Origin of the sequence: Curtobacterium flaccumfaciens, from assembly GCF_004361695.1 — a bacterium.
GTDB classification, from domain to species: domain Bacteria; phylum Actinomycetota; class Actinomycetes; order Actinomycetales; family Microbacteriaceae; genus Curtobacterium; species Curtobacterium flaccumfaciens_B.
Genome location: NZ_SNVW01000002.1, coordinates 110,032 through 134,226, shown reverse-complemented (window position 1 = coordinate 134,226; position 24,195 = coordinate 110,032). Strand labels below are relative to the sequence as shown.

Sequence of the window (24,195 nt, the reverse complement as noted above, 5' to 3'; positions counted from 1 at the left end):
CGGCGTCGGCGCTACTGCGCGGGGCAGAACGACGGCAGGTCGGCAGCGGCGGCGCCGGCCGGGCACGGGTCGAACGTCCAGCACACGAGGAGGCCCAGGACGATCAGGACGACGCACGCGATGAGGATCGCGACGAGCAGCGTCTTCCGGACACCGGGCTTCGACACGTAGTCGTTGACGATGGTCCGCATGCCGTTCGACCCGTGGATCAGGGCGAGGACGAGCATGAGGGAGTCCCACACCTGCCAGAACGGGGAGGCCCACTTGCCGGCGACGAACGCGAAGTCGATCTGCTTCACGCCCTCGCCCGCCACCATGTTGACGAAGAGGTGGCCGAAGATCAGCACGACGAGCAGGACGCCCGATCCGCGCATGTAGATCCAGCCCCACTTCTCCCAGTTGGTGGTGCGGCGGGCTGCGGCTGCGGAGCGCGGGGGCTCGATGGTCTGCGTGGTCATCCGGGCGCCCCTTAGTTGAAGTCCGCGACGAGGTTCATGAGCTGGCGCGGCAGGAAGCCGGCGATGGCGATCGCCCAGAGGACGATCACGATCCAGAACATGGCGCGCTGGTACTTCGGGCCCTTCGACCAGAAGTCGATGAGGATGATCCGGAGGCCGTTGAACGCGTGGAAGACGATGGCCATCACGAGGGCGATCTCACCGAGGTTCATGATCGGCGTCTTGTACGTGCCGATGACCGCGTTGTACGCCTCGGGGGAGAGCCGCACGAGCGCGGTGTCGAGGATGTGCACGAGCAGGAAGAAGTAGATCGCGACACCGGTGATGCGGTGGAGGACCCACGACCACATGCCCGTCGATCCGCGGTAGAGCGTGCCCTCGAGCTTCCGAGAGGCACGAGGTGCCTCAATCGTGACGTCGGGGACGGCGGTTGCCGTACCGCCGCCGGTGGGCTCAGCCATGAGCTCGTCCTTCCATAGGACGGGCTCGCCCGATCGGCGAGCCCTTGCCGTTCGTGTTCGTGTGGAACACGTCCATCCTATGCGCGCGCGCTGACCTTCTCGTGCCAGTCCGCCCGGGCACCCCGCGTCGTGGCGGGCGGCGCGCCGATCGCGCGCGCCGTGTCGTGGTGCGCGAGGAGCTGGTCGCCGACCGCCTCCCACGTGGTGCCCTCCACCCGGAGCCGCCCGGCGGACCCCATCCGGTCGGCGAGTGCGCGGTCCTGGTGCAGGTGCAGGACGGCCCGGCGGAGCGCCTGCGGCACGTCCGGGTCGTAGAGCTCGCCGTCGAGCCCCGGTGCGACGAGGTCCAGCGGGCCGCCGGAGGCCGGCGCGATCACCGGCAGGCCGCTCGCGTGCGCCTCCTGCAGCGTCTGCCCGAAGGTCTCCGCGGGGCCGGTGTGGACGAACAGGTCCAGCGCGGCGTAGGCGTCCGCCAGCGCGTCACCGCGCAGCGGACCGGTGAAGGTCACGTCCAGGTGGCGCAACCGGCGTTCGAGCAGGGGCCTGGAGGGACCGCCTCCTGCGACCACGATCCGGATGCCCGGGATGCCGCCGAGCTCCGCGAGCCGCTCGACCTCCTTCTCCGGTGCCAGCCGGCCCACGTAGCCGACGATCGTCTCGCCACCGGGGGCGATGCGGCGGCGGAGCGCGCGGACGTGCGCCGACGCACGCCGTGCCGGGTGGAAGAGCTCGGTGTCGACGCCGCGGCCCCAGCGCGCGACCCGCGGGACCCCGTCCTCCGCGAGCATCGACGCCGTCGCGCTCGACGGTGCGAGGGTGAGCGACGCTCCGGCGTGGATCCGACCGAGGATCCTGCGGACCAACGGGACGGTCGCGGTCAGGCCGTTGCGGCGGGCGAACCCGGCCACGTCGGTCTGGAAGACGGCGACGGAGGGGATGCCGAGCCTCCCGGCTGCCGTGATCGCGCGCCCACCCAGCAGGAACGGACTGGCGGCGTGGAGCACGTCGGCGCCGGAGGCGGCGAGGATCGTGTCGAGCACCGGGTGGGGGAGCGCGACCGGGAACTGGCGGTAGGCGACCGCGGGGATGCGGTGGACGTCGAAGGAGCGGTACTGCTCGACCTCGGTGCGCGAGCGGAACCGGGCGAGCCCCGGGGTGTCCGGCGCGATGACGACCGCGCGGTGGCCACGGCGTTCCAGGTGGTCGAGGACCGCCAGGACGCTGGTGGTCACGCCGTTGAGGGTGGGCAGGAAGCTCTCGGTCACGACGGCGACGGTCCGTTGGGACGTGCCGCGCTCCACGCTGCGTGCGTTCATGGCACGGCTCATGCTGCGCGCCGGTCGTGACGGCACGGGGCCGTCGACGTGAACGTCGAGCGCGCAGGTGGTGAACAGGCGGACGGGAGGCACGGTGCGGGCCCGGCGCACCGGCGGCGGTCGGCGCGTGCGGACTCCCGCACCGCGCCCGTGCGGAAACCGTGCGGGAAGCACTCAGGTCGTGCCCGGTGGCACCGGTACGGTGGCCACGTGGCAGACGAGCTCGAAGACTTCTACGCGATCATCCCCGCCGGGGGCATCGGATCGCGGCTGTGGCCGTTGTCGCGGGCGGACGCGCCCAAGTTCCTGCACGACCTGACCGGATCCGGCACCTCGCTGCTCCGGCAGACGTGGGACCGCCTGGCGCCGCTCGCCGGCGACCAGCGGATCATGGTCGTCACCGGCCGGGCCCACCGGATCGCCGTCGAGTCGCAGCTGCCCGGCGTCGCGGACCACAACATCGTGCTCGAGAGCGAGCCGAAGGACTCCACGGCGGCCATCGGCCTCGCCGCGGCCATCCTCGTGCGCCGCGAGCCGGACGTCGTGATCGGGTCGTTCGCGGCCGACCACGTCATCGGCGACGCCCGGGGCTTCCGCCGCTCGGTGCGCGAAGCGGTCGCCGCCGCGCGTGCCGGCTACGTCACGACGATCGGCATCACGCCGACCGAGCCGGCCATCGGCTTCGGGTACATCCACGCGCACGGCGAGACCATCGGCATCGAGGGCGCCCCGACCGCGCACGCCGTCCGTTCCTTCGTCGAGAAGCCCGACCTCGACACCGCCCGCTCCTACGTCGAGCAGGGCACCTACCTCTGGAACGCCGGCATGTTCATCGCCCGCGCCGACGTGCTCCTCGCCGAGATCGGCCGGACGAAGCCCGCGCTGCTCGCCGGGCTCGAGGAACTGGCCGACGCCTGGGACACCTCGGCGCGCGGCGCCGTGGTCGACGCCGTCTGGCCCGGGCTCGAGAAGATCGCGATCGACTACACCGTGGCCGAGCCCGCCGCGGCGGCCGGGCGGATGGCCGTCATCCCCGGCGACTTCGACTGGGACGACGTCGGCGACTTCGCGTCCCTGGCGAAGCTGCAGTCCGGCGGCCGGGCGAACAACCTCGCCGTGCTCGGCGACGGCGCCCGCATCCTGGCCGACTCGTCGAGCGGCATCGTCGTCGCGCACAGCCAGCGGCTCATCTCGCTCATCGGCGTCGAGGACATCGTCGTCGTGGACACCCCCGACGCCCTGCTCGTCACCACCAGCGCGAACGCCCAACGGGTGAAGAGTGTGGTGGATGCACTGAAGATCAGCGGTCGCGGGGACGTGCTGTAGCGCTCCACCACGAATTGTGCGGGATCGCCCCCGAACTGGGGCCGAACGCGTGGCTCCGCGTGTCTCCGCGTTACGAGCGCGTTTCGGCGCGGTCGCGATCCCGTAACTGATCCACGGACCCCTCCAGGAGCGTCCTGTACCGGCCGGGCGGTCGTGTACTGTCGCCACGATCGCCCGGAACGCACGTGGTCCGGGCACGCTCCCCGGAGGAACCCACCCGTGACATCTCGTACCCGTCAGGTCCTGCTGAGCTCCCTCGCGCTCGCCGGCACCGTCGCCGTCCTCGCCGGCTGCTCGGCCGCCCCGTCCGACAACGCCTCGGCCAACAAGACCAGCTTCCGCCCCTGCATGGTCTCCGACGCCGGTGGCTTCGACGACAAGTCGTTCAACCAGCTCGGGTTCGAGGGCATGAAGGACGCGGCGAGCGACCTCGGCGCGACCTACAAGTCCGCCGAGTCCAAGGACGCCACCGTCTACGACTCGAACATCGAGCAGCTCGTCAACCAGAACTGCAACCTCATCGTCACCGTCGGCTTCAACCTCGCCGACGCCACGAAGAAGCAGGCCGCGGCGAACCCCGACACCGACTTCGCCATCATCGACGACAACTCGATCAAGGCCGACAACGTCAAGCCGATCACGTTCGACACCTCGCAGGCGGCGTTCCTCGCCGGCTACGCGGCCGCGTCGTACTCGAAGTCCGGCGTCGTCGGCACCTTCGGCGGCATGCAGATCCCGACCGTCACCATCTTCATGGACGGCTTCGCGGACGGCGTGAAGTACTACAACGAGCAGAAGTCGAAGGACGTCAAGGTCGTCGGCTGGGACGTCGCGAGCCAGAAGGGCTCCTTCACGGGCGGCTTCGAGGCCGGCACCCAGGCGAAGGCGGTCGCGCAGACCCTCATCGACCAGGACGCCGACGTCATCCTCCCCGTCGGTGGCCCGATCTACCAGTCGGCCGCCGAGGCGATCAAGGACGCGAACAACGGTTCCGTCCTGATCGGTGCGGACAGCGACCTCTACGAGGCCGACCCCCGCTACAAGGACATCGCGTTCACGTCCGTCGAGAAGGGCATGCGCCCCGCCGTCAAGGACGTCGTCGAGCAGGCCGCCGACAAGAAGTACTCGAACGAGCCGTACGTCGGCACGCTCAAGAACGACGGCGTCGGCATCGCGCCGTTCCACGACTACGCCGACAAGGTCGACAAGGGCCTCGAGAAGGAGCTCGACACGATCAAGTCGGGCATCATCGACGGCTCCATCAAGGTCGAGACCAAGGCGACCGTCAAGTAGTCCGGCAAGCGCGGGCGGGGGGACTTCCCTCGCCCGCGTTTCCGTGCGCCGATCACAGAAATAGACTCCCGAACATGAAGCTCGAACTCCGCGGCATCACGAAGCGGTTCGGCCCCCTCGTCGCCAACGACCACATCTCGCTCACCGTCGAGCCCGGTGAGGTCCACTGCCTCCTCGGCGAGAACGGCGCCGGCAAGTCGACCCTGATGAACGTCCTCTACGGCCTGTACCAGGCGGACGAGGGCGAGATCCTCCTCGACGACGTCGTGCAGGACTTCGACGGCCCCGGTGACGCCATGCGCGCCGGCATCGGCATGGTGCACCAGCACTTCATGCTCGTGCCCGTGTTCACCGTTGCCGAGAACGTCATGCTCGGGCAGGAGCAGACCACGTTCGGCGGCCGTCTCGACCTCGCCGGCGCCCGCACGCGCGTCCGTGAGATCTCCGAGCGGTTCGGGTTCGACGTCGACCCCGACGCCAAGGTCGAGGACCTGCCCGTCGGCGTGCAGCAGCGCGTCGAGATCATCAAGGCGCTGTCCCGCGACGCCTCCGTGCTGGTGTTCGACGAGCCGACGGCCGTCCTCACCCCGCAGGAGACCGACGAGCTGATGGGCATCATGCGCCAGCTCCGCGAAGCCGGCACCGCGATCGTCTTCATCACGCACAAGCTCCGCGAGGTCCGCGAGGTCGCCGACCGCATCACGGTTATCCGCCTCGGCAAGGTCGTCGGCGAGGCATCGCCGACCGCGACGAACAACGAGCTCGCCGCCCTCATGGTCGGCCGCGCCGTCTCGCTCGTCGTCGACAAGGAGCCGTCGACCGGTGGCGAGGACGCCCTGGTCGTCGAGAACCTGACCGTGACCGACCCGAACGGCATCGTGCTCGTCGACGACGTGTCGTTCACCGTCCGCCGCGGCGAGGTCCTCGCGATCGCCGGCGTGCAGGGCAACGGGCAGACCGAGCTCACCGAGGCGATCCTCGGCCTCGAGCCGGTGCACGCCGGGCGGGTCACGCTCGACGGGCGCGAGCTCACCGGCCGCAGCGTCAAGCAGATCCTCGACGCCGGCGTCGGCTTCGTGCCGGAGGACCGGAAGGAGGACGGGCTGGTCGGCGAGTTCACGATCGCCGAGAACCTCATGCTCGACCGGGCCGACCACGCCGAGTTCGTCCGCGCCGGCACCATCCGCGCCGCCGAGCGCGACGCGTTCGCCGACGAGAAGATCGCCGAGTTCGACATCCGCACGCCCGGCCGGACCACGGCCGCCGGTCGGCTGTCCGGCGGCAACCAGCAGAAGATCGTCCTCGCCCGCGAACTCAGCCGTGACCTCCGCCTGTTCGTCGCGGCACAGCCCACGCGCGGCATCGACGTCGGGTCGATCGAGTTCGTGCACAAGCGCATCGTCGCCACCCGCGACACCGGCGTCCCCGTCATCGTCGTCTCCACGGAGCTCGACGAGGTCGCGGCGCTCGCCGACCGGATCGCCGTGATGTACCGCGGCGGGATCGTCGGCATCGTCCCCGCGGACACCCCGCGAGACGTCCTCGGCCTCATGATGGCCGGGGAACTCCCCGAAGGAACGGAGCAGGTCGCATGATGGCCGGCGAACTCACAGCACCGACCGAAGCAGGAACGGAGCTGGCAGCGTGAGCACCACGCCAGAGAACACGCAGCCGGGCACGCCCGCGCCGACCGAGGCGCCCACCGACGACCGCCTGCAGGACGTCGAGTCGACGCCCCACCTCATGACGGACTCCGCCGCCGACACCGAGCGTCGCAACGGCGGCGACCGCTGGCAGGCCGCGATGCAGGGCATCCTCAACGGCTCGGCCCTCGTCACGGTCCTCGCCGTCGTCCTCGCCCTCGTCGCGTGCGGCATCCTCATCGCGATCACCGACGAGAACGTCCGCTCCGCCGCCGGGTACTTCTTCGCCCGTCCCGGCGACACGTTCCGCGCGATCGGCACCGCCGTCGGCGGCTCGTACGCCTCGCTGTTCCAGGGCTCCGTGATCAACTTCGGTGCCTCGTCCTTCCAGCAGGCGATCGTCCCGCTCACCCGCTCGATCGACTACGCCGTGCCGCTCATCGCAGCGGGCCTCGGCATCGCCCTGTCGTTCCGCGCCGGCCTGTTCAACATCGGCGGCCAGGGACAGATCCTGATGGGCGCCGCGGCGGCCGGATGGGTCGGGTTCTCGTTCGACGGCCCGGCGGCCCTCCACATCCCGCTCACGATCATCGCCGGCATCGTCGGCGGTGCGGTGTGGGCCGGGATCGTCGGCGTGCTCAAGGCCCGGACCGGTGCCAACGAGGTCGTCCTCACGATCATGCTCAACTACGTCGCGCTGTACCTGGTGAGCTACCTGCTGCGCACCCCGGGTCTCCTGCAGGCCCCGGGCAGCACGAACCCGATCTCGCCCGCCACGAAGGACAGCGCGGTGCTACCGGCGCTGTTCGGCCCGCGGTACGGCGTCGACCTCGGGTTCGTCGTCGCGCTCATCGCGGTCGTCGTCGTGTGGTGGCTCGTCAACAAGTCCTCCCTCGGGTTCCGGTTCCGCACCATCGGTGAGAACCCCCGCGCCGCTCGCGTCGCCGGCATGAGCGTCCCCACCCTGACGATCTGGGTCCTGGTGATCTCCGGTGCCCTGGTCGGCATCGCGGGTGCGTACCAGGTGCAGGGCGCGGTCACCTCGGGCTTCACCTCGAACATCGACGCCGGCATCGGCTTCGACGCCATCACCGTCGCGCTGCTCGGCCGGTCGAAGCCGTGGGGCGTGTTCTGGGCCGCGATCCTGTTCGGCGTCCTGAAGAACGGCGGCTACGCCATGCAGGCCGCCAACGGGATCCCGATCGACATCGTCGGCGTCATCCAGGCCCTCATCGTCCTCTTCATCGCGGCCCCGCCGCTCGTCCGCGCGATCTTCCGGATCCCGCAGCCGGGCGCGCGTCGACGCGTCAGCACGAAGAACAGCAAGAAGGCGGTCGCCGCGTGAGCACCCTCAGCCCCACCGCGGCCCCCGCGTCGCCCCTGTCAGACCGCCCGGTCGAGACCACCCGCAGCTGGAAGCTGCCGATCGGCTACGCGGTCTTCACCGTGCTCGCCGTGGTCTTCTTCATCCTGCTGCAGCGCGCCGGCACGACGACGTTCCGCCTGGCGAACCCCGGCGACTTCTTCGCCCTGCCGGACGTCCCGCTGCCCGCCGTGGCCACGGGCATCGTCGTGGTGCTCCTGCTCGCGATCGCCACGGTGTACGCCTTCGTCGAGGTCCGTGCCTCGCGCAGCGTCCCGCTCTGGGTGACGTCGGTCTTCGCGATCGTGTTCGTCATCGGCTTCCTGACGTGGGCGGCCGCCGGCGCGACGATCCCGCTGCCTGGGCTCCTCGTCGGTGCGCTCGGCCTGAGCGTCCCGCTCGTGTTCGGTGCCCTCGGCGGCGTCATCTCGGAGCGCGTGGGTGTCGTGAACATCGCGATCGAGGGCCAGTTCCTCGCCGGCGCGTTCACCTCGGCGCTCATCGCGTCGATCTCCGGTTCGCCGTGGGTCGGCCTCGTCGGTGCGCTCGTCGCCGGTGTGCTGGTGTCGTTCGTCCTCGCGGCGTTCAGCATCAAGTACCTCGTCGACCAGGTCATCGTGGGTGTCGTCATCAACGCGTTCATCTCGGGCCTCACCGGCTTCCTGTACTCGCAGGTGCTCTCGCCGAACGAGGAGTCGCTCAACGTCGGCATCCGGTTCCCGAAGATCGAGATCCCGCTGCTCCACCAGATCCCGGTGATCGGCCCGATCTTCTTCGAGCAGACCGTGGTCGTCTACCTGGCGTACATCGCCGTCGCGGTCGTCACCTTCGCGCTGTTCAAGACCCGCTGGGGCCTCCGCCTCCGCGCGGTCGGCGAGCACCCGCAGGCCGCCGACACGGTGGGCATCAACGTCACCAGCACGCGGTTCTGGAACGTCTCGCTCGCGGGTGCGATCGCCGGTCTCGGTGGCGCGTACTTCACCCTCGACGCGGTCGGTCCGTTCACGAAGGACATGACGGCCGGCGCGGGCTACATCGCGCTCGCCGCGGTCATCTTCGGGCGCTGGGACCCGATCCGCGCGACGCTCGCGGCGCTGCTGTTCGGCTTCGCGTCGAACCTGCAGAACACGCTCGGGGCGATCAACTCGCCCGTGCCGAGCGAATTCCTGCTGATGCTGCCCTACGTGGTGACGATCTTCGCGGTGGCCGGCCTGGTCGGTCAGTCGCGCGGCCCGGCCGCGTCCGGCAAGCCCTACATCAAGAGTTAGTCCCGAGCGACCGGCCTGGAGGCGCGGCACATGACCCACACGAACGCCCAGGGTGACCAGGCGGTCACCGCCACCGCCGGGGCGGACGCCGCCCCGCGCCTCCAGTCCGACGTGGACTGGACCGCCCTGCGGACCGCAGCGACGGCCGCGATGCGCCATGCCTACGCGCCGTACTCGTCGTTCCCGGTGGGCGCCGCGGCGCTCACCGACGACGGCCGGATCGTGTCCGGCTGCAACGTCGAGAACGCGTCGTACGGCGTCACGCTCTGCGCGGAGTGCTCGCTCGTGTCGCAGCTGCACATGACCGGCGGCGGCAAGCTCGTCGCGTTCACGTGCGTCGACGGCGACGGGGCGACCCTGATGCCGTGCGGACGCTGCCGCCAGCTGCTGTTCGAGCACTCGACCGAGGGCATGCTCCTCGAGACCGTTTCCGGCATCCGCACCATCGACGAGGTCCTCCCCGACGCGTTCGGGCCGCGCACCCTCGCCACCTACCAGCAGGAGCACTGATCCCATGGCCGTCGAGCCCTTCGACACCGTCGACCTCATCCGCACGAAGCGCTCCGGCGGCGCGCTGAGCACCGCCGAGGTGGACTGGCTCGTCGACGCGTACACGCGCGGGTACGTCGAGGACCCGCAGATGGCGGCGATGGCGATGGCGATCTTCCTCAACGGGATGGAGCGGCGCGAGATCAAGGACCTCACGCTCGCGATGATCGCGTCGGGGGAGCGGATGTCGTTCGGCTCGCTCGGCAAGACCACCGTCGACAAGCACTCCACCGGCGGCGTGGGAGACAAGATCACCCTGCCGCTCGCGCCCCTCGTGGCGTCGTTCGGCGTCGCCGTGCCGCAGCTGTCCGGGCGCGGCCTCGGCCACACCGGGGGGACGCTCGACAAGCTCGAGTCGATCCCGGGGTGGCAGGCGGCGCTGTCGAACTCGCGTCTCCTCGAGATCCTGTCCGACGTCGGCGCGGTCATCTGCGCCGCCGGTTCGGGTCTCGCCCCGGCGGACAAGAAGCTCTACGCGCTGCGGGACATCACCGGCACCGTCGAGTGCATCCCGCTCATCGCCTCGAGCATCATGTCGAAGAAGATCGCCGAGGGCACCGGTGCGCTCGTGCTCGACGTGAAGTTCGGCTCGGGGGCGTTCATGCCGACGTACGAGGCGTCGCGCGAGCTCGCGCAGACGATGGTGGACCTCGGGAACGACGCCGGCGTCGCGACCTCGGCGCTGCTCACCGACATGGAGGTCCCGCTCGGGCTGACGATCGGCAACGCGCTCGAGGTGCGGGAGTCCGTCGAGGTGCTCGAGGGCGGCGGTCCGGCCGATGTCGTGTCGCTGACCGTGGCGCTCGCGTCCGAGATGCTCACGCTGGCGGGGCTGCCGGACGCCGACCCGGCCGCGGCACTGGCCGACGGTCGCGCGATGGACACCTGGCGGCGGATGATCGCCGCGCAGGGTGGGGACCCCTCCGCCGCGCTGCCGGTCGCCCGCGAGCAGCACGTCGTCACGGCGCCGTCGTCCGGCGTGCTCGTCCAGCAGGACGCCCTGCCGTTCGGTGTCTCGGCCTGGCGCCTCGGCGCCGGTCGTGCCCGCGCGCAGGACCCGGTGCAGGCCGGAGCCGGCATCGAACTGCACGTCAAGCCGGGCGACACCGTGACCGAAGGGCAGCCACTCTGGACCCTCCACACCGACGAGCCCGACCGCTTCGACCGTGCGCTGGAGTCCCTCGACGGTGCCTGGTCGATCGGCGACACCGCGCCGGAACGCGGGCCGATCGTGCGGGAGCGCATCGGTTGACGGCTCCGGTAGGTTTGAGGGCATGAGCGCCGACGCCCCGACCTACCGCCTGCCCGACGCCGGGGCGGTCATCAACGACCTGCCGAAGGTCTCGCTGCACGACCACCTCGACGGTGGTCTGCGACCGGCGACGATCATCGACCTCGCTGCTGCGTCGGGCGTGGAACTGCCGACCACCGACCCGGCCGAACTCGGGCAGTGGTTCGCCGACCAGTCGAACTCCGGTTCGCTCGTCGAGTACCTCAAGACGTTCGACGTCACCACGTCGGTGATGCAGACGGCCCCGCAGCTCACGCGCATCGCCCGCGAGTTCGTCGAGGACCTCGTCGCCGACGGCGTCGTCTACGGCGAGGTCCGCTGGGCACCCGAGCAGCACCTGCAGGGTGGCCTGACCCTCGACGAGACGGTCGAGGCCGTGCAGGCCGGCATCGAGGAAGCGGTCGACGCCGCCGACGGCCGGATCCGCGTCGGACAGCTCGTCACCGCCATGCGCCACGCCGACCGGTCCCTCGAGATCGCCGAGCTCGCCGTGCGGCACCGCGACCGTGGCGTCGTGGGCTTCGACATCGCCGGCGCCGAGGCCGGGTTCCCCGCCTCGAACCACCGCGCCGCGTTCGACTACCTGGCGTCCGAGCTGTTCCCGGTCACCGTGCACGCGGGCGAGGCCGACGGGCTCGCCTCGATCCGATCGGCCCTCGTCGACGGTCGTGCACTGCGCCTCGGCCACGGCGTCCGGATCTTCGAGGACATCACGCTCTCCGACGCCGGCGACGGCTCGACCCTGGCGTCCCTCGGCGAGGTCGCCGCGTGGGTGCGCGACCGCGAGATCCCGCTCGAGGTCGCGCCGTCGTCGAACCTGCAGACCGGTGCGATCGCGGCGTGGGGCGACGACCTCGCCGACCACCCGATCGACGTGCTCTACCAGCTCGGGTTCCGCGTCACGGTGAACACCGACAACCGCCTGATGAGCGACACCACGCTGTCCCGCGAGCTCGCGCTGCTGGCCGGCACCTTCGGGTACGACCTCGACGACCTCGCGGCGTTCCAGATCAACGCGGCCCTCGGCTCCTTCCTGCCGCTCGAGGACCGCGAGGAGATCATCGCGACGATCACGGCCGGACACCAGGAGGCCTGAACGCATGCCACTGCCGCCACTGCCGGACGACGCCGTCGTGCTCGGGGCGACCGCGTCCTCGTGGCGCGAGGCGCTCCGGCTGGCCGGCGGCGCCCTCGTCGCCTCGGGGGCGTCGACCGACCCCTACACCGAGGCCATGATCGACCTGGTGGACGAGCACGGGCCGTACATCGTCATCTCGCCCGGGCTGGCCTTCGCGCACGCACGGCCGGGGCCCACCGTGCTCCGTGACGGGCTGTCCGTCGTGACGCTCGCGTCGCCCGTCGTGTTCGGGCACCCGCACAACGACCCGGTGCGCGTCGTGCTCGGGCTCGCGGTGGCCGGGGTCGGCACGCACCTCGAGTCGATCGGCGAGATCGCGAACCTGTTCAACGACGCCACCGTCACCGGACGGCTGGCGGAAGCGACGACGGCGGACGAGGTCCGCGCGATCATGGGGGTCTCCGCATGACGACCGATCGGGTGTCCTCGTGAAGATCGTGACCATCTGCGGCGCCGGGATCGGCGCCAGCGCGATCCTCAAGGTGAACGCCGAGAAGGCGCTCGCCGCCCTCGGACTGACCGCCTCCGTCATCGCCGCCGACGTCGCATCGGTGCGGAAGGTGTCCGACGACGCCAACGTGATCCTCACCAGCCAGGAGTTCGTCGAGGCCATCGGGGACACCTACGCCGAGGTCATCGTGATCCGGAACCACTTCGACCAGGGCGAGATCACGGCCGCGGTGGACCGGGCGCTCGGGGAGCACTGAGCGCCCTTTAGAGTTGGGGCATGAGCACCGAGAACCCGCTGAACGACCCCGCTGCCGACCCGTTCGAGGTCGCGCGCGACGCCGCAGCCGTCATCGCCGCGAAGTCCGGGATCGAGCGCCACGACATCGCCCTCACCCTCGGTTCCGGCTGGGGCAAGGCCGCGGACCTCATCGGCGAGACCGTGTCCGAGATCCCCGCGTCGGAGGTCCCCGGCTTCAGCGCCTCGGCCGTCCCCGGGCACTCCGGCACCGTCCGCTCGATCCGCCTCGCCGACGGTCGCCACGCGCTCGTCATCGGCGCCCGCACGCACTACTACGAGGGCCACGGCGTCCGACGCGTGGTGCACAGCGTCCGGACGGCCGCGGCGACCGGTGCGTCGATCATGGTCCTCACGAACGGTGCCGGTGGCATCAAGGAGCACTGGACGCCGGGCACCCCGGTCCTCATCAGCGACCACATCAACCTGACCGCGGACAGCCCGCTCGAGGGCGCGACGTTCGTCGACCTGACCGACCTGTACTCGGCGCGGCTGCGCTCGGTCGCGAAGTCCGTCGACCCGTCCCTCGACGAGGGCGTCTACACGCAGTTCCGCGGTCCGCACTACGAGACCCCGGCCGAGGTGCAGATGGCGAAGACCATCGGCGGCCACATCGTCGGCATGTCGACCGCGCTCGAGGCCATCGCCGCCCGCCAGGCCGGCATGGAGATCCTCGGCTTCTCGCTCATCACGAACCTCGCCGCGGGGATCCAGAAGACGCCGCTGTCGCACGCCGAGGTGCTCGAGGCCGGCAAGCAGGCCGAGCCGGTGATCGCGGACCTGCTGGCCCGCGTGGTGACCGCCCTCGGTCCGGCCGCCTCGTGAAGATCGATCTCCCCGGCCTGCTCGACACCGCACGGGCCTGGGCTGCGCAGGACCCCGATCCCGTCACCCGGGGCGAGCTCGAGTCCGCGATCGCCGCGGCGGTCGACGGCTCCGGTCCTGCCGTCCAGGCACTCGCGGCCCGGTTCGCCGGTCGACTGGCGTTCGGCACCGCCGGCCTCCGTGCCGAGCTCGGGTACGGCCCGCTCCGGATGAACCGAGTCGTCGTCACGCAGGCGGCAGCCGGACTCGCCCGCTTCCTCATCGACACGGGTCGGCAGCGCAGCGTGGTCATCGGCTACGACGGCCGCGTGAACTCCGACGTGTTCGCCCGCGACTCCGCCGAGGTCATGCGCGGCCTCGGGCTCGACGTCACCCTGCTGCCCTCGGCGCTCCCCACGCCCGTGCTCGCGTTCGCCGTGCGGCACCTCGGTGTCGGCGCCGGTGTCATGGTGACCGCCAGCCACAACCCGCCGCGGGACAACGGCTACAAGGTGTACCTCGGGGGTGACGACGAGGGCTCGCAGATCGTGCCGCCGGTCGACGGCCTCATCGCGAGCGCCATCGACGCCGTCGCCGCCGGGTCGATCACCGACCTCCCTCGCGCGACCGACCACACCGTCGCCACGTCCGCCCTCGTCGACGCCTACGTGGCCGCCACGGCCGCGACTGTGTCGGCACCCGTGCTCGCACCGACCGACCAGCCGAAGGTCGTCTACACGGCCATGCACGGCGTCGGGTGGGAGACCGCGCGCGCGGTGTTCGCCGCTGCCGGCTTCGCGGAGCCGGCGGTGGTGCCGGAGCAGATCGAGCCGGACGGGGCGTTCCCGACGGTCGCCTTCCCGAACCCCGAAGAGCCCGGCGCGATGGACCTGGCGATCGCCCGCGGCGTCGCGGTCGGCGCTGACCTCGTCATCGCGAACGACCCCGACGCCGACCGTCTGGCGCTGGCGATCCCTGACAGGTCCGGGTCCGGGTCCGAGTCGCCGACGTTCTGCCGGCTCTCCGGCAACGAGGTCGGCTGGCTGCTCGGGTGGCGTGCGGCCGCCCGCGCCGCCGCGGCCGGCGTCACCGGCACCCTCGCCGCGTCGATCGTGTCGTCGCCGGCGCTGTCCCGCGTCGCCGCCCGGCACGGTCTGGCGTACCGGGACACCCTGACCGGCTTCAAGTGGGTGTCACGCGTGCCGGACCTGCTCTTCGGCTACGAAGAGGCGCTCGGCTACCTCGTCGACCCGACGGTCGTCCGCGACAAGGACGGCATCTCGGCGGCGCTCGACCTGCTGTCCCTCGCCGACGAGCTGGCGGCCGCCGGTTCTACGATCGCCGACCACCTCGAGGCCTTCGCCGCGGAGTTCGGGGCGTTCGCCTCCGGGCAGGTCGCGACCCGCGTGGACGACCTCTCCCGCATCGGCGAGATCATGGCGTCGCTGCGGTCCTCGCCGCCGGCCTCGCTCGGTGGCCTCGACGTCACCGTGACGACGGACTACCTCGACGGGGTGGAGGGCTTCCCGCCCTCGGACATCCTGCGCTACGACCTCACCGGTGACGCGCGGGTGATCGTCCGCCCGAGCGGGACGGAGCCCAAGGTGAAGGTCTACATCGACACGGTGGCGTCCACCCCCGCCGAGGCGCAGGCGCTCGTCGACGCCCTGGCCGCCGCGGTCCGCCCCCTGGTGTCGTAGCGCCGCGCGGCGCGGCGGGTACCGCGCCTGCCGCCGTTCGCACAACCAAAGTCACCCCGAACCGCGCAATCACGCGGCTCGGGGTGACTTTGGTTGTGCGGGGCGCCGATCGCCGGTCCTCCACAGCGGGCGCGTCGAGTCCGGCCGTCCACAGATCGACGCGGCACCTGCGTGCCGTGCGGTGCAGTACGGGAAGCTCCGGGGATGGCACGACTGTCGATCATCACCGGTGGCGCGTCGGACACGAGCGGACGCCGTGGGCGTTCGCTCCGCCGTCGGGCCGACGCCGGCACACTCATCCGACTGACCCCTGGACGGTTCGTCGACGCCGACGAATGGCGGCGAGCGACGCCGGGGGAGCGACACATCGCACGCGTGAAAGCCGTCCACGATCGCCTCGCCGAGCGACTCGTCGTCTCGCACGCGTCCGCAGCGGCGCTGCACGGCCTGCCCTGGTCCGGAGAGTTCCCCGACGTCGTCGAGGTCATCGACCCGCGGCGCACGACGTCGCAGGGACTGGCCCACGTCCGGAAGCGTCCGGGGGTGGGGCGCACGCTGCGCACCGCCTCGATGGTGGCGAACGGCCGACCGCTCACGGACCTCGTCACGACCGCCGTCGACCTCGCGATCTCGTACGACCTGCGGATCTCGGTCCCGGCGCTCGACGTCGTGTTGCAGCTCGGCCCCGCACGCCGCGACCTCGAGGACGAACTCGAACGGCGGAACGCGGTCCACGGACGACATCGAGCCGTGACCGCGATCGACCTCGCAGACCCTGCGAGCGGGTCGCCAGGTGAATCGGTCGGCAGGGTGGCCCTCGACGAACAAGGCGCGCCACGACCCGTCCTGCAACAGGAGTTCCGAGACGCCGCGGGGCTCGTCGGTCGCGTGGACTTCTGGTTCCCCGAGCACGGCGCGGTGCTCGAGTTCGACGGCCGTGCGAAGTACACGGACCCCGCTCTGAGGGCTGCGGGAGCGACGGCTGCCGACGTGCTCGTGGCTGAGAAACGCCGCGAAGACCGGCTTCGGAGGCATCCGGAGGTTCGCTCTTTCGGACGGTTCGGCTGGCGGGAGGCGAACGACGCGGCGGCGCTCCGCGAGGTGTTGCACAGCATCGGCGTCCCGACCGAGCCGCGGGCGTTCACACGGCTCCGCTGATGGACGCGGTCGTCGAGGCGGGCTGCACGCCGCACAACGAAAGTCACCCCGAGCCGCGCGAAGAGCGGGCTCGGGGTGACTTTGGTTGTGCGAGACGGCAGGCGGCGGCGCGGCCGGAGCGCCGCGCGCGGCGCGCGGCGCCGCGCGCCTACGCGAGCTCGAGCAGCACGTGGCCGGACGAGATCGTCTGGCCGACGGGGGCGTTCAGCCCGGTGACGACGCCGTCGCGCGGGGCCTGCACGGGCTGTTCCATCTTCATGGCCTCGAGGACGACGAGCAGGTCGCCCTTCACCACGGTGTCACCCTCGGCGACCGCGAGCTTCACCACGGTGGCCTGCATCGGCGACGTGACCGAGCCGGACGACGCGAGGCCGCCACGCACGCCGGAGGTCCGGCGCTTCGGGGGAGCGGACGGGCCGGCCGGACGACGACCGGTGGCACCGGCAGCGCCGCCGCCGACGATCGACGGCATCGTGACCTCGATGCGCTTGCCCTGGACCTCGACGACGACCGACTCGCGGGCGCCGGGCTCGGGCAGCGACTCGGGGGAGCCGCTCCACGCCGGGATCTCGTTGACGAAGTCGGTCTCGATCCACTGCGTGTAGATGCTGAACGGCGAGTCGTCCGGCGTCGCGAACGCCGGGTCCGACACGACGGCACGGTGGAAGGGCAGCACGGTCGGCAGCCCGGTGACCTCGAACTCGGCGAGTGCGCGACGCGAACGCTCCAGGGCCTCGGCGCGAGTGGCGCCCGTGACGATGAGCTTCGCGAGCATGGAGTCGAACGAGCCGGAGACGACGTCGCCGGAGACCACGCCGGAGTCGACGCGGACGCCGGGGCCGGACGGCGCGTTGAACGCGTGCACGGGGCCGGGCGCCGGGAAGAAGTTGCGGCCCGGGTCCTCGCCGTTGATGCGGAACTCGAACGAGTGGCCGCGGGCGACGGGGTCGGCGTAGTCGAGCACGCCACCCTCGGCGATGCGGAACTGCTCGCGCACGAGGTCGATGCCGGTGACCTCTTCCGAGACGCAGTGCTCGACCTGCAGGCGGGTGTTCACCTCGAGGAACGACACGGTGCCGTCGGCGCCGATGAGGAACTCGCAGGTGCCGGCACCGACGTAGCCGACCTCGCGGAGGATGGCCTTGGACGACTCGTACAGGCGCTCCGTCTGGGCATCGGTCAGGTACGGCGCCGGGGCTTCCTCGACGAGCTTCTGGTGCCGCCGCTGGAGCGAGCAGTCGCGGGTCGAGACGACGACGACGTTGCCGTGCTCGTCGGCGAGGCACTGCGTCTCGACGTGGCGGGGCTTGTCGAGGTACTTCTCGACGAAGCACTCGCCCCGACCGAACGCCGCGATGGCCTCGCGCGTGGCGGACTCGAAGAGCTCCTCGACCGAGGCACGGTCGCGGACGACCTTGAGCCCACGACCGCCGCCGCCGAACGCCGCCTTGATCGCGACGGGCAGGCCGACCTGGTCGACGAAGTCGAAGACCTCGGACACGTCCTGCACGGGTTCGATGGTGCCCGGGGCGAGCGGCGCGCCGACCTTCTCGGCCACGTGGCGCGCGGAGACCTTGTCGCCGAGCTGTTCGATGGACGACGGCGACGGGCCGATCCACGTCAGCCCGGCGTCGATGACGGCGCGGGCGAAGTCGGCGTTCTCGGCGAGGAACCCGTACCCGGGGTGCACGGCGTCGGCGCCGGACCGTCGGGCGACCGAGATGATCTTGTCGATGACGAGGTAGGTGTCGGCGCTCGTGGTGCCGTTCAGTGCGTAGGCCTCGTCAGCGAGGCGGGCGTGGAGGGCGTCGCGGTCCTGGTCGGCGTAGACCGCCACCGAAGCCTTGCCTGCGTCGCGGGCCGCGCGGATGATGCGGACGGCGATCTCGCCGCGGTTCGCGATGAGGACCTTGCTGATACGGGGCATGAGACATCAGCGTATTCGTGCGGCGGAGGTGTGAATTGACTGGCGTCCACAAAGAACCACCCCGAACAAGTGTGGATGTCTACAGTGCCCAGAGGTCGTGCCACGCGATGCCGAAGCCCCGCAGCAGCATCGAGCGGAGCACCGGCAGCGACAATCCCACCACGGCCGACGGCGCCCCGTCGATCCGGGTGATGTACGCGGCGGCCCGTCCGTCGATGGTGAAGGCGCCAGCGACCTCGAGCGGCTCGCCCGTCGCGACGTACGCGTCGATCTCCTCGGACGACATGTCGTCGGCGAAGGTGAGCACCGCGCTGTCGACCGCGACGACGCGGTCGCCGGAGGCGACGAGCCCGGACCCACCGGGCGCGACGTCGCCGAAGGACCCGGCCAGGCCGAGCGGCCCGCCGCCCGACGCGTCCACGGTGCGGACGGGAGGCACGGTGCCGGCCCGCCCCGCGCCTCCAGGCCCGCCCGTGGGTGCGGACGACGGCACCGTGGGGACGGACGACGGCACGCGCCGGTCGATGACGCAGTGTCCGCTCCACAGCGTGCCGCCGCCCGCGGCGAGCATCTGCCGCCAGCGCTCGCGCGCGACGTCGGGGTCGTGGGGCTTGCCGTACAGGACGCCGTCGACCTCGAAGGCGGAGTCGCCGCCGAACACGAAGCCGTCGACCGGAGTGGTGGCGTCCGCGACGGCGGCGGCCTTCGCCTCCGCGAGCAGTGCGACCAGCTCCGGACCGGTCAGCGCACGGCCGAGTGCCGACGCGGTCGCGGCGACGGCGGCGTCCTCGTCGACCCCGGGCGCGACGAGCACCGGTTCGATCCCGGTCTGGGCGAGGAGGGCTCGGCGGGCGGGAGAGGTACTCGCGAGGTACAGACGCATGGGAACATCTCACCATGGGTGAATCGGTCGGAACGCTGCTCGAACTCGACGTCACCGGGATCGCCCACGGCGGCATCTCGGTGGCACGGCACGACGGGCGCGTGGTGTTCGTGTCGGACGCGATCCCCGGCGAACGCGTCGTTGCCCGGGTGACGGAGGACCGCAAGAAGTCGTTCTGGCGCGCCGACACCGTGTCGGTCGTCACGCCGAGCGAGCACCGCGTGGACCATGTCTGGCCGGAAGCCGCACTCGACCGCGACCCGGCCGACCGCGCCGGCGGAGCCGAGTTCGGGCACATCGCCCTCGCGCACCAGCGCACGCTGAAGCACGACGTCCTGGTGGACTCGTTCGCGCGCTTCGCCCGCACCGACCTCGCCGCGCTGCTCGGAGCCGACGTCGTCGTCGAGGCCGCGCCCGGCGACGACGAGGCGAACGGCACCGGCTGGCGCACCCGCGTCCGCCTGCACGTCGACGAGGACGGCACCGCGGGGCCCTTCGCCTCCCGCTCGCACACCGTCGTGCCGGTCGCGTCCCTGCCGCTCGCGACCCGGGTGGTGCAGGACAGCGCGCCCCTCGGCCGCGGTGCGATGCCGGGCGCCTCGGTCGTCGACGTCCTCGCGCCGAGCGGTTCCGAGGGAGCACGGCTGGTCATCGACGAGCAGAAGCCCACGGTCGTCACCGAGGTCGTCGGGGAGCGCACGTTCCAGGTCGACGACAACGGCTTCTGGCAGGTGCACCGGGCGGCCCCGGTCGTCCTGACCGCGGCCGTGCAGGACCTGGTCGACCGGGATCGGCTCGACCCCGAGGGGCAGCACCTCGACCTCTACGGCGGCGTCGGCCTGCTCGCCGCCGCGCTCGGCGACCTCGTCGGTCCGAAGGCCCGGCTCACGAGTGTCGAGAGCGCGCCCCGTGCCACCGAGCACGCGCAGGAGAACCTCGTCGAGTGGATCGGCGCCCGCGCCGAGACCGGCCGCGTCGACCGGTGGCTCCAGCGCACCGTCGCCGCGCTCTCGCCGAGCGAGCGGCAGCGGTACCGTGCCGGCACGATCGTGCTCGACCCGCCCCGTTCCGGCGCCGGCCGCGAGGTCGTCGTGCAGATCGCGGCGCTCCAGCCCGCCCAGGTCGTCTACGTGGCCTGCGACCCGGTGGCGTTGGCCCGCGACGTCGCGACGTTCGCGGACCTCGGGTACCGCCTGGAGGCACTCCGCGCGTTCGACCTCTTCCCGCACACCCACCACCTGGAGGCCGTGGCGCGCCTGGTGCCGGTCGGCTGACGGTCGTCGCGGGTCGGCCCGGGCGCGGTGCGCTCGTCGGGTCGCTCGTCGCTTGTCGGGGTCGGCCCGCGCGCGGTCCGTGTCGGGCCGCTTGTCGCGTCCTGCAACACGCTTCGCCGTGTCGCGATCGGATCGCGCCGCTGCCTGAGTCCGACCTGGGTATCCTTGGTCGGTGATGGCTCCCCGGTTTCAGGGGCCGGGGGTGCGCATCGACGAGAGAGGCCACCGTGGCAACAGACACGACCACCACCGGAACGACCGGACTGGCGATCAAGCCCGTCCGTGTCGCGATCGTCGACGACCACGAGTCCGTGCGACTCGGGATCCAGGCAGCGTGCCAGAACGAGGGGTTCGAGGTGGTCCTCACCGCCGCGAGCGTGCCCGAGTACATCGAGCACCTCGACGGGCGTGAGGTCGACGTCGTCGTCCTCGACCTGTCGCTCGGCGACGGCTCCACCGTGACCGCGAACGTGAAGGGTGTTCAGGGCACCGGTTCCGCGGTCCTGGTGCACTCCATCGCCGACCGCGTCGCGAACGTCCGCGAGGCACTGGCCGCCGGGGCTGCGGGTGTGATCCCGAAGTCCTCGGCGACGAAGACCGTGATGGCGGCCGTCGCGACGGTCGCACGCGGCGACGTGCTCAACAACCTCGAGTGGGCGAGTGCGATCGACGCCGACCGCGACTTCGCGAAGGCGCAGCTCGGACGGCGCGAGCGCGAGATCCTCCACCTCTACGCCTCGGGCCTGCCGCTCAAGCTCGCCGCGCAGCAGCTCGGCATCGGGTACTCGACGGCGCGCGAGTACCTCGACCGCATCCGCGTGAAGTACGTCGAGGTCGGTCGTCCGGCTCCGACGAAGGTCGACCTCCTCCGCCGTGCGGTCGAGGACGGCATCCTGCCCGGGCTCGACTCGGGGATCGACCCCGACGGCGACGGTCGCTGAGCACCATGGCTGCGGCTGACGCGGCACCCACGTCCGGACCGGCGCGCGCCACCCGGGCGGCCCGTCCGGCCGCCCGGGCGGGCGCCGCGTCGAGCGTCGGCTCCCCGGGGAGTGACGACGCGCCGTTCGGTGCGGACCCGTCGCGCAGCGTCCGGGCCACGATCACGCAGGCGTCGGTCGAGCGGGCGTTCGCGATCCTGCTCGCCGTCGCGGCGCTCGGCTTCGGCGCCACCACGGTGCCGGCCGTGCTCAACCAGTTGCCGTACCTCGACCCCGTCTGGGGTCCGGTCGTGGCGTGCGGGCTCGCGGCGTCGTTCCTGTTCGTCGGCGCCTCGGTGTTCATCCGTCGGGTCGCCCAGCTCGCGCAGATCCTCTGCGCGCTGCTCTTCCTCGTCGCGCTGGTGACGTGGCCGCTGACGGTGCGCGAGCCGATCCCGACGGACCAGGTGCCCTGGCCGTGGTGGCTCTGCACGGTCGGCTCGACCGCCGCCGCGATGGGCTTCGCGCCGTGGCGGGCGACGGTCTACACCGCGCTCGTCCCCACCGTGTACGTCGTCATCCGGCTCACCCCCGTCGGTGGCGACGCCGGCCTCCGAGCGCTCCTCGACGGCGTGTACACGGCGATCCTCAGCGGTGCGGTGCTCGTCATCGCCGTCGTGCTGCGCCGCGCGGCCACGGCGGTCGACGCCGCGCAGGCCACCGCCGTCCGCCGGTACTCGCACGCGATCCGGGAGCACGCGACCGAGGTCGAGCGCGTCCAGGTCGACGCGATCGTGCACGACAGCGTCCTCACCACGCTGTTGTCCGCCGCCCGGGCCGAGACCCGTGACGCGGAGATGCTCGCGGCGCGGATGGCACGGAACGCCATCGACCACCTCGAGGCAGCCGCCTCCGACGACCCGGCCGGGGCGCCACCGGTGTCCCTCGCAGACCTCCGCGCCCGGATCGCCGACGCCGTGGGCGCACTGGCCGCCCCGGTCCGCGTGCAGGGCGAACGCGCCGGCAGTGTCCGCGTCCCCGCCACCGTCGCCGACGCACTCGCCTCCGCGGCGCTGCAGGCGGCCGTCAACAGCGTGCAGCACGCCGGAGGTGCCGAGGTCGACCGCTGGATCGTCGTCGAGCAGCACGGTGCCGGAGCCCGCATCGAGATCGGTGACGACGGCGCCGGCTTCGCGCTCGACGCGATCCCGGCCGAACGCCTCGGTGTCCGCCGGTCGATCGTCGAACGCGTGGTGGCCGTCGAGGGGCACGCCGAGGTCGACACCGCTCCCGGCGCGGGCACCCGTGTCCGGCTCGACTGGGCACCCCGATCGGGGGCGGCACGGTGAAGGTCTCCATCCCTGCGGGCGTCGCGATCGGTCTCGCGGCGCTGTTCTCCGTCTACCACCTGCTCCTCGCCGTCACCACGCTGCCGCGTGTCCTCGAGGTCGGCCCCGTGGTCGCGTGCATGGTCCTCTACGCCGCCGCGACGGGCGTCGCGCTCTTCGTGTCCGGCCGGACGCTCCCGATCTGGGCGACGTGCTTCGCACTCGCGACCGCGGTCGTCATGCCGGTCGTCGCGTCACCGGTGGTCGAGCTCCGCTCCGGCCCCTCGTACAACACGTGGTGGATCGCCGCCGTCGGCACGCTGATGGTGGTGCTCGTCGTCCGCGGGCGCGGGCCGTTCGCGTGGATCGGCGTCGGGTTCCTCGCGGTCCACACCGTCGCGTGGGCCGGACTCGGCGCGCTGGGGTCCCTCGGGGTGCTCGGCAGTGTGTCCTGGGTCGCCATCGCCACCGGGTTCGCCTTCGCCATGAACCGGGCGACCCGGGTCACCCGCGACTTCGTCCGTGCCGAGCAGGAGACGGCGGACTGGCAGGCGGCGCAGGACGCCCACGTGTTCGAGCGGCAGTTCCGCCTCAGCCAGACGACGCGGATGGCGCTGCCGATGCTGCAGCGGATCATCGACACCGGGGGCGACCTCGACGACGCCGAGCGTGACGAGTGCCTGCACCTCGAGCAGGCCATCCGCGACGAGATCCGTGGCCGGTCCCTGCTCTCCGAGGACGTCCGCGAGGAAGTCATGCGCCTTCGTCGCCGCGGCGCCACGGTCCAGCTCCACGACGACGGTGGGCTCGACGACCTCGAGATCGACGACCTGCGCCGGGTGCACGCCCGGATCGCCGACGCGCTGCGCCAGGCCCGTGAGGCCGACAACGTCATCGTCCGCACCGTGTCCGAGGGGTCCGACTCGGCGGTCACCGTCGTGGGGCTCCGGCTCGACCTGGCGGCGAGCGAGTCCGCCGCGCTCGGGGCTGGGGCGGACGACGACGACGGCGACGAGGACGACTCCGTGGTCGTGTGGCTGGAGATCCCGCGGCACGTGTCCGCGTAGCGGCTGGCGCGGCGGGGCTGCGGGGCTGCCGGTCGCTGGCGCCTGCGCTGGCGAGCCGGTCGGTGGTCGCTGGTGTCGCCGTGCCGGTCGGTGGCGCCGGTCGCCGTGCCGGTCGGTGGTCGCTGGTGTCGCCGTGCCGTTGGCCGCGCCGGTCGGTGCGTGCGCATCGTGCGACGAACCACGCGTCGATCGACTGGTGCGGCGTCGGAACATGCACACGCACTCGTTGTGTGCGCATGAGACGACGAACCACGCGTCGATCGACTGGTGCAGGGTCGCAACA

Annotated in this window: 22 protein-coding genes; 17 read left to right on the top strand and 5 right to left on the bottom strand. The window is 71.8% G+C overall.

What is annotated here, in order from left to right; translation table 11 throughout:
- Positions 1 to 11 precede the first annotated feature (11 nt).
- The 3 genes from sdhD to EDF64_RS03305 all read right to left on the bottom strand — a co-directional run bounded on the left by sdhD (position 12) and on the right by EDF64_RS03305 (position 2,235).
- On the bottom strand, positions 12 to 458 hold the full coding sequence (gene sdhD / locus EDF64_RS03315) for a succinate dehydrogenase, hydrophobic membrane anchor protein (RefSeq protein WP_133518681.1): 447 nt from the start codon (positions 456 to 458) through the stop codon (positions 12 to 14).
- An 11-nt stretch (positions 459 to 469) separates the two neighbouring features.
- Complete coding sequence (gene sdhC / locus EDF64_RS03310; RefSeq protein ID WP_083402528.1) at positions 470 to 919, bottom strand: succinate dehydrogenase, cytochrome b556 subunit; 450 nt, start codon at positions 917 to 919, stop codon at positions 470 to 472.
- Between the two features lie 77 nt (positions 920 to 996).
- The gene (locus EDF64_RS03305; protein WP_243736229.1) at positions 997 to 2,235 is read right to left on the bottom strand and encodes a glycosyltransferase family 4 protein; all 1,239 of its coding nucleotides are present in this window, start codon (positions 2,233 to 2,235) and stop codon (positions 997 to 999) included.
- A 210-nt stretch (positions 2,236 to 2,445) separates the two neighbouring features.
- Between EDF64_RS03305 and EDF64_RS03300 the strand changes: the two genes are divergently transcribed.
- From EDF64_RS03300 to EDF64_RS03240, 13 genes are all read left to right on the top strand, one after another.
- Positions 2,446 to 3,561: a mannose-1-phosphate guanylyltransferase gene (locus EDF64_RS03300; RefSeq protein WP_133518679.1), complete on the top strand. Its 1,116-nt coding sequence runs from the start codon at positions 2,446 to 2,448 to the stop codon at positions 3,559 to 3,561.
- Positions 3,562 to 3,780: 219 nt separating this feature from the next.
- Complete coding sequence (locus tag EDF64_RS03295) at positions 3,781 to 4,854, top strand: BMP family lipoprotein (protein ID WP_133518678.1); 1,074 nt, start codon at positions 3,781 to 3,783, stop codon at positions 4,852 to 4,854.
- Between the two features lie 74 nt (positions 4,855 to 4,928).
- Positions 4,929 to 6,449, top strand: coding sequence for an ABC transporter ATP-binding protein (locus EDF64_RS03290; protein WP_133518677.1), 1,521 nt, complete (start codon positions 4,929 to 4,931; stop codon positions 6,447 to 6,449).
- 49 nt (positions 6,450 to 6,498) lie between these two features.
- Complete coding sequence (locus EDF64_RS03285; RefSeq protein ID WP_208108818.1) at positions 6,499 to 7,842, top strand: ABC transporter permease; 1,344 nt, start codon at positions 6,499 to 6,501, stop codon at positions 7,840 to 7,842.
- Complete coding sequence (locus EDF64_RS03280) at positions 7,839 to 9,128, top strand: ABC transporter permease (RefSeq protein ID WP_133518676.1); 1,290 nt, start codon at positions 7,839 to 7,841, stop codon at positions 9,126 to 9,128. Before EDF64_RS03285 ends, EDF64_RS03280 begins: the two co-directional genes overlap by 4 nt.
- Before the next feature lie 30 nt (positions 9,129 to 9,158).
- On the top strand, positions 9,159 to 9,638 hold the full coding sequence (locus EDF64_RS03275; protein ID WP_133518675.1) for a cytidine deaminase: 480 nt from the start codon (positions 9,159 to 9,161) through the stop codon (positions 9,636 to 9,638).
- A 4-nt stretch (positions 9,639 to 9,642) separates the two neighbouring features.
- Positions 9,643 to 10,929: a thymidine phosphorylase gene (locus EDF64_RS03270; protein ID WP_133518674.1), complete on the top strand. Its 1,287-nt coding sequence runs from the start codon at positions 9,643 to 9,645 to the stop codon at positions 10,927 to 10,929.
- A 22-nt stretch (positions 10,930 to 10,951) separates the two neighbouring features.
- Positions 10,952 to 12,064 (top strand): adenosine deaminase, encoded by a 1,113-nt coding sequence (locus tag EDF64_RS03265; protein WP_133518673.1) that lies wholly within the window; start codon positions 10,952 to 10,954, stop codon positions 12,062 to 12,064.
- 4 nt (positions 12,065 to 12,068) lie between these two features.
- Entirely contained in the window at positions 12,069 to 12,515 is a 447-nt protein-coding gene (locus EDF64_RS03260; protein ID WP_133518672.1) for a PTS sugar transporter subunit IIA, read from the top strand.
- A gap of 19 nt (positions 12,516 to 12,534) precedes the next feature.
- Positions 12,535 to 12,813 carry a PTS sugar transporter subunit IIB gene (locus EDF64_RS03255; RefSeq protein WP_133518671.1) on the top strand — a complete coding sequence of 93 codons (279 nt, stop codon included), beginning with the start codon at positions 12,535 to 12,537 and terminating at the stop codon, positions 12,811 to 12,813.
- Between the two features lie 20 nt (positions 12,814 to 12,833).
- Positions 12,834 to 13,676 carry a purine-nucleoside phosphorylase gene (locus EDF64_RS03250; RefSeq protein ID WP_133518670.1) on the top strand — a complete coding sequence of 281 codons (843 nt, stop codon included), beginning with the start codon at positions 12,834 to 12,836 and terminating at the stop codon, positions 13,674 to 13,676.
- Positions 13,673 to 15,355 carry a phospho-sugar mutase gene (locus EDF64_RS03245; protein WP_133518669.1) on the top strand — a complete coding sequence of 561 codons (1,683 nt, stop codon included), beginning with the start codon at positions 13,673 to 13,675 and terminating at the stop codon, positions 15,353 to 15,355. Before EDF64_RS03250 ends, EDF64_RS03245 begins: the two co-directional genes overlap by 4 nt.
- Before the next feature lie 204 nt (positions 15,356 to 15,559).
- Entirely contained in the window at positions 15,560 to 16,513 is a 954-nt protein-coding gene (locus EDF64_RS03240) for a hypothetical protein (RefSeq protein ID WP_133518668.1), read from the top strand.
- Positions 16,514 to 16,661: 148 nt separating this feature from the next.
- Here EDF64_RS03240 and EDF64_RS03235 read toward each other — a convergent pair whose 3' ends face one another.
- Together EDF64_RS03235 and EDF64_RS03230 are read right to left on the bottom strand one after the other, a co-directional pair.
- Positions 16,662 to 18,440: a biotin carboxylase N-terminal domain-containing protein gene (locus EDF64_RS03235; protein ID WP_133518667.1), complete on the bottom strand. Its 1,779-nt coding sequence runs from the start codon at positions 18,438 to 18,440 to the stop codon at positions 16,662 to 16,664.
- Between the two features lie 79 nt (positions 18,441 to 18,519).
- Positions 18,520 to 19,323, bottom strand: a complete 804-nt coding sequence (locus tag EDF64_RS03230; RefSeq protein WP_133518666.1) for a Maf family protein — start codon at positions 19,321 to 19,323, stop codon at positions 18,520 to 18,522.
- 14 nt (positions 19,324 to 19,337) lie between these two features.
- On the opposite strand from EDF64_RS03230, the gene EDF64_RS03225 reads away from it, so the two are divergent.
- The 4 genes from EDF64_RS03225 (at position 19,338) to EDF64_RS03210 (ending at position 23,912) form a co-directional block, all read left to right on the top strand.
- Positions 19,338 to 20,597: a class I SAM-dependent RNA methyltransferase gene (locus EDF64_RS03225; RefSeq protein WP_133518665.1), complete on the top strand. Its 1,260-nt coding sequence runs from the start codon at positions 19,338 to 19,340 to the stop codon at positions 20,595 to 20,597.
- 227 nt (positions 20,598 to 20,824) lie between these two features.
- On the top strand, positions 20,825 to 21,538 hold the full coding sequence (locus EDF64_RS03220) for a response regulator transcription factor (protein ID WP_133518664.1): 714 nt from the start codon (positions 20,825 to 20,827) through the stop codon (positions 21,536 to 21,538).
- A gap of 5 nt (positions 21,539 to 21,543) precedes the next feature.
- Positions 21,544 to 22,866 carry a sensor histidine kinase gene (locus EDF64_RS03215; protein WP_133518663.1) on the top strand — a complete coding sequence of 441 codons (1,323 nt, stop codon included), beginning with the start codon at positions 21,544 to 21,546 and terminating at the stop codon, positions 22,864 to 22,866.
- Positions 22,863 to 23,912 (top strand): hypothetical protein, encoded by a 1,050-nt coding sequence (locus EDF64_RS03210; protein ID WP_133518662.1) that lies wholly within the window; start codon positions 22,863 to 22,865, stop codon positions 23,910 to 23,912. The genes EDF64_RS03215 and EDF64_RS03210 overlap by 4 nt, the downstream gene beginning before the upstream one ends.
- The last annotated feature ends 283 nt before the right edge of the window (positions 23,913 to 24,195 follow it).

Coding starts and splice junctions, on each gene's coding strand:
- sdhD (WP_133518681.1), bottom strand. CDS start 458: ATGACCACGCAGACCATCGAGCCCCCGCGCTCCGCAGCCGCAGCCCGC.
- sdhC (WP_083402528.1), bottom strand. CDS start 919: ATGGCTGAGCCCACCGGCGGCGGTACGGCAACCGCCGTCCCCGACGTC.
- EDF64_RS03305 (WP_243736229.1), bottom strand. CDS start 2,235: ATGAACGCACGCAGCGTGGAGCGCGGCACGTCCCAACGGACCGTCGCC.
- EDF64_RS03290 (WP_133518677.1), top strand. CDS start 4,929: ATGAAGCTCGAACTCCGCGGCATCACGAAGCGGTTCGGCCCCCTCGTC.
- EDF64_RS03275 (WP_133518675.1), top strand. CDS start 9,159: ATGACCCACACGAACGCCCAGGGTGACCAGGCGGTCACCGCCACCGCC.
- EDF64_RS03270 (WP_133518674.1), top strand. CDS start 9,643: ATGGCCGTCGAGCCCTTCGACACCGTCGACCTCATCCGCACGAAGCGC.
- EDF64_RS03265 (WP_133518673.1), top strand. CDS start 10,952: ATGAGCGCCGACGCCCCGACCTACCGCCTGCCCGACGCCGGGGCGGTC.
- EDF64_RS03260 (WP_133518672.1), top strand. CDS start 12,069: ATGCCACTGCCGCCACTGCCGGACGACGCCGTCGTGCTCGGGGCGACC.
- EDF64_RS03250 (WP_133518670.1), top strand. CDS start 12,834: ATGAGCACCGAGAACCCGCTGAACGACCCCGCTGCCGACCCGTTCGAG.
- EDF64_RS03240 (WP_133518668.1), top strand. CDS start 15,560: ATGGCACGACTGTCGATCATCACCGGTGGCGCGTCGGACACGAGCGGA.
- EDF64_RS03235 (WP_133518667.1), bottom strand. CDS start 18,440: ATGCCCCGTATCAGCAAGGTCCTCATCGCGAACCGCGGCGAGATCGCC.
- EDF64_RS03230 (WP_133518666.1), bottom strand. CDS start 19,323: ATGCGTCTGTACCTCGCGAGTACCTCTCCCGCCCGCCGAGCCCTCCTC.
- EDF64_RS03225 (WP_133518665.1), top strand. CDS start 19,338: ATGGGTGAATCGGTCGGAACGCTGCTCGAACTCGACGTCACCGGGATC.
- EDF64_RS03215 (WP_133518663.1), top strand. CDS start 21,544: ATGGCTGCGGCTGACGCGGCACCCACGTCCGGACCGGCGCGCGCCACC.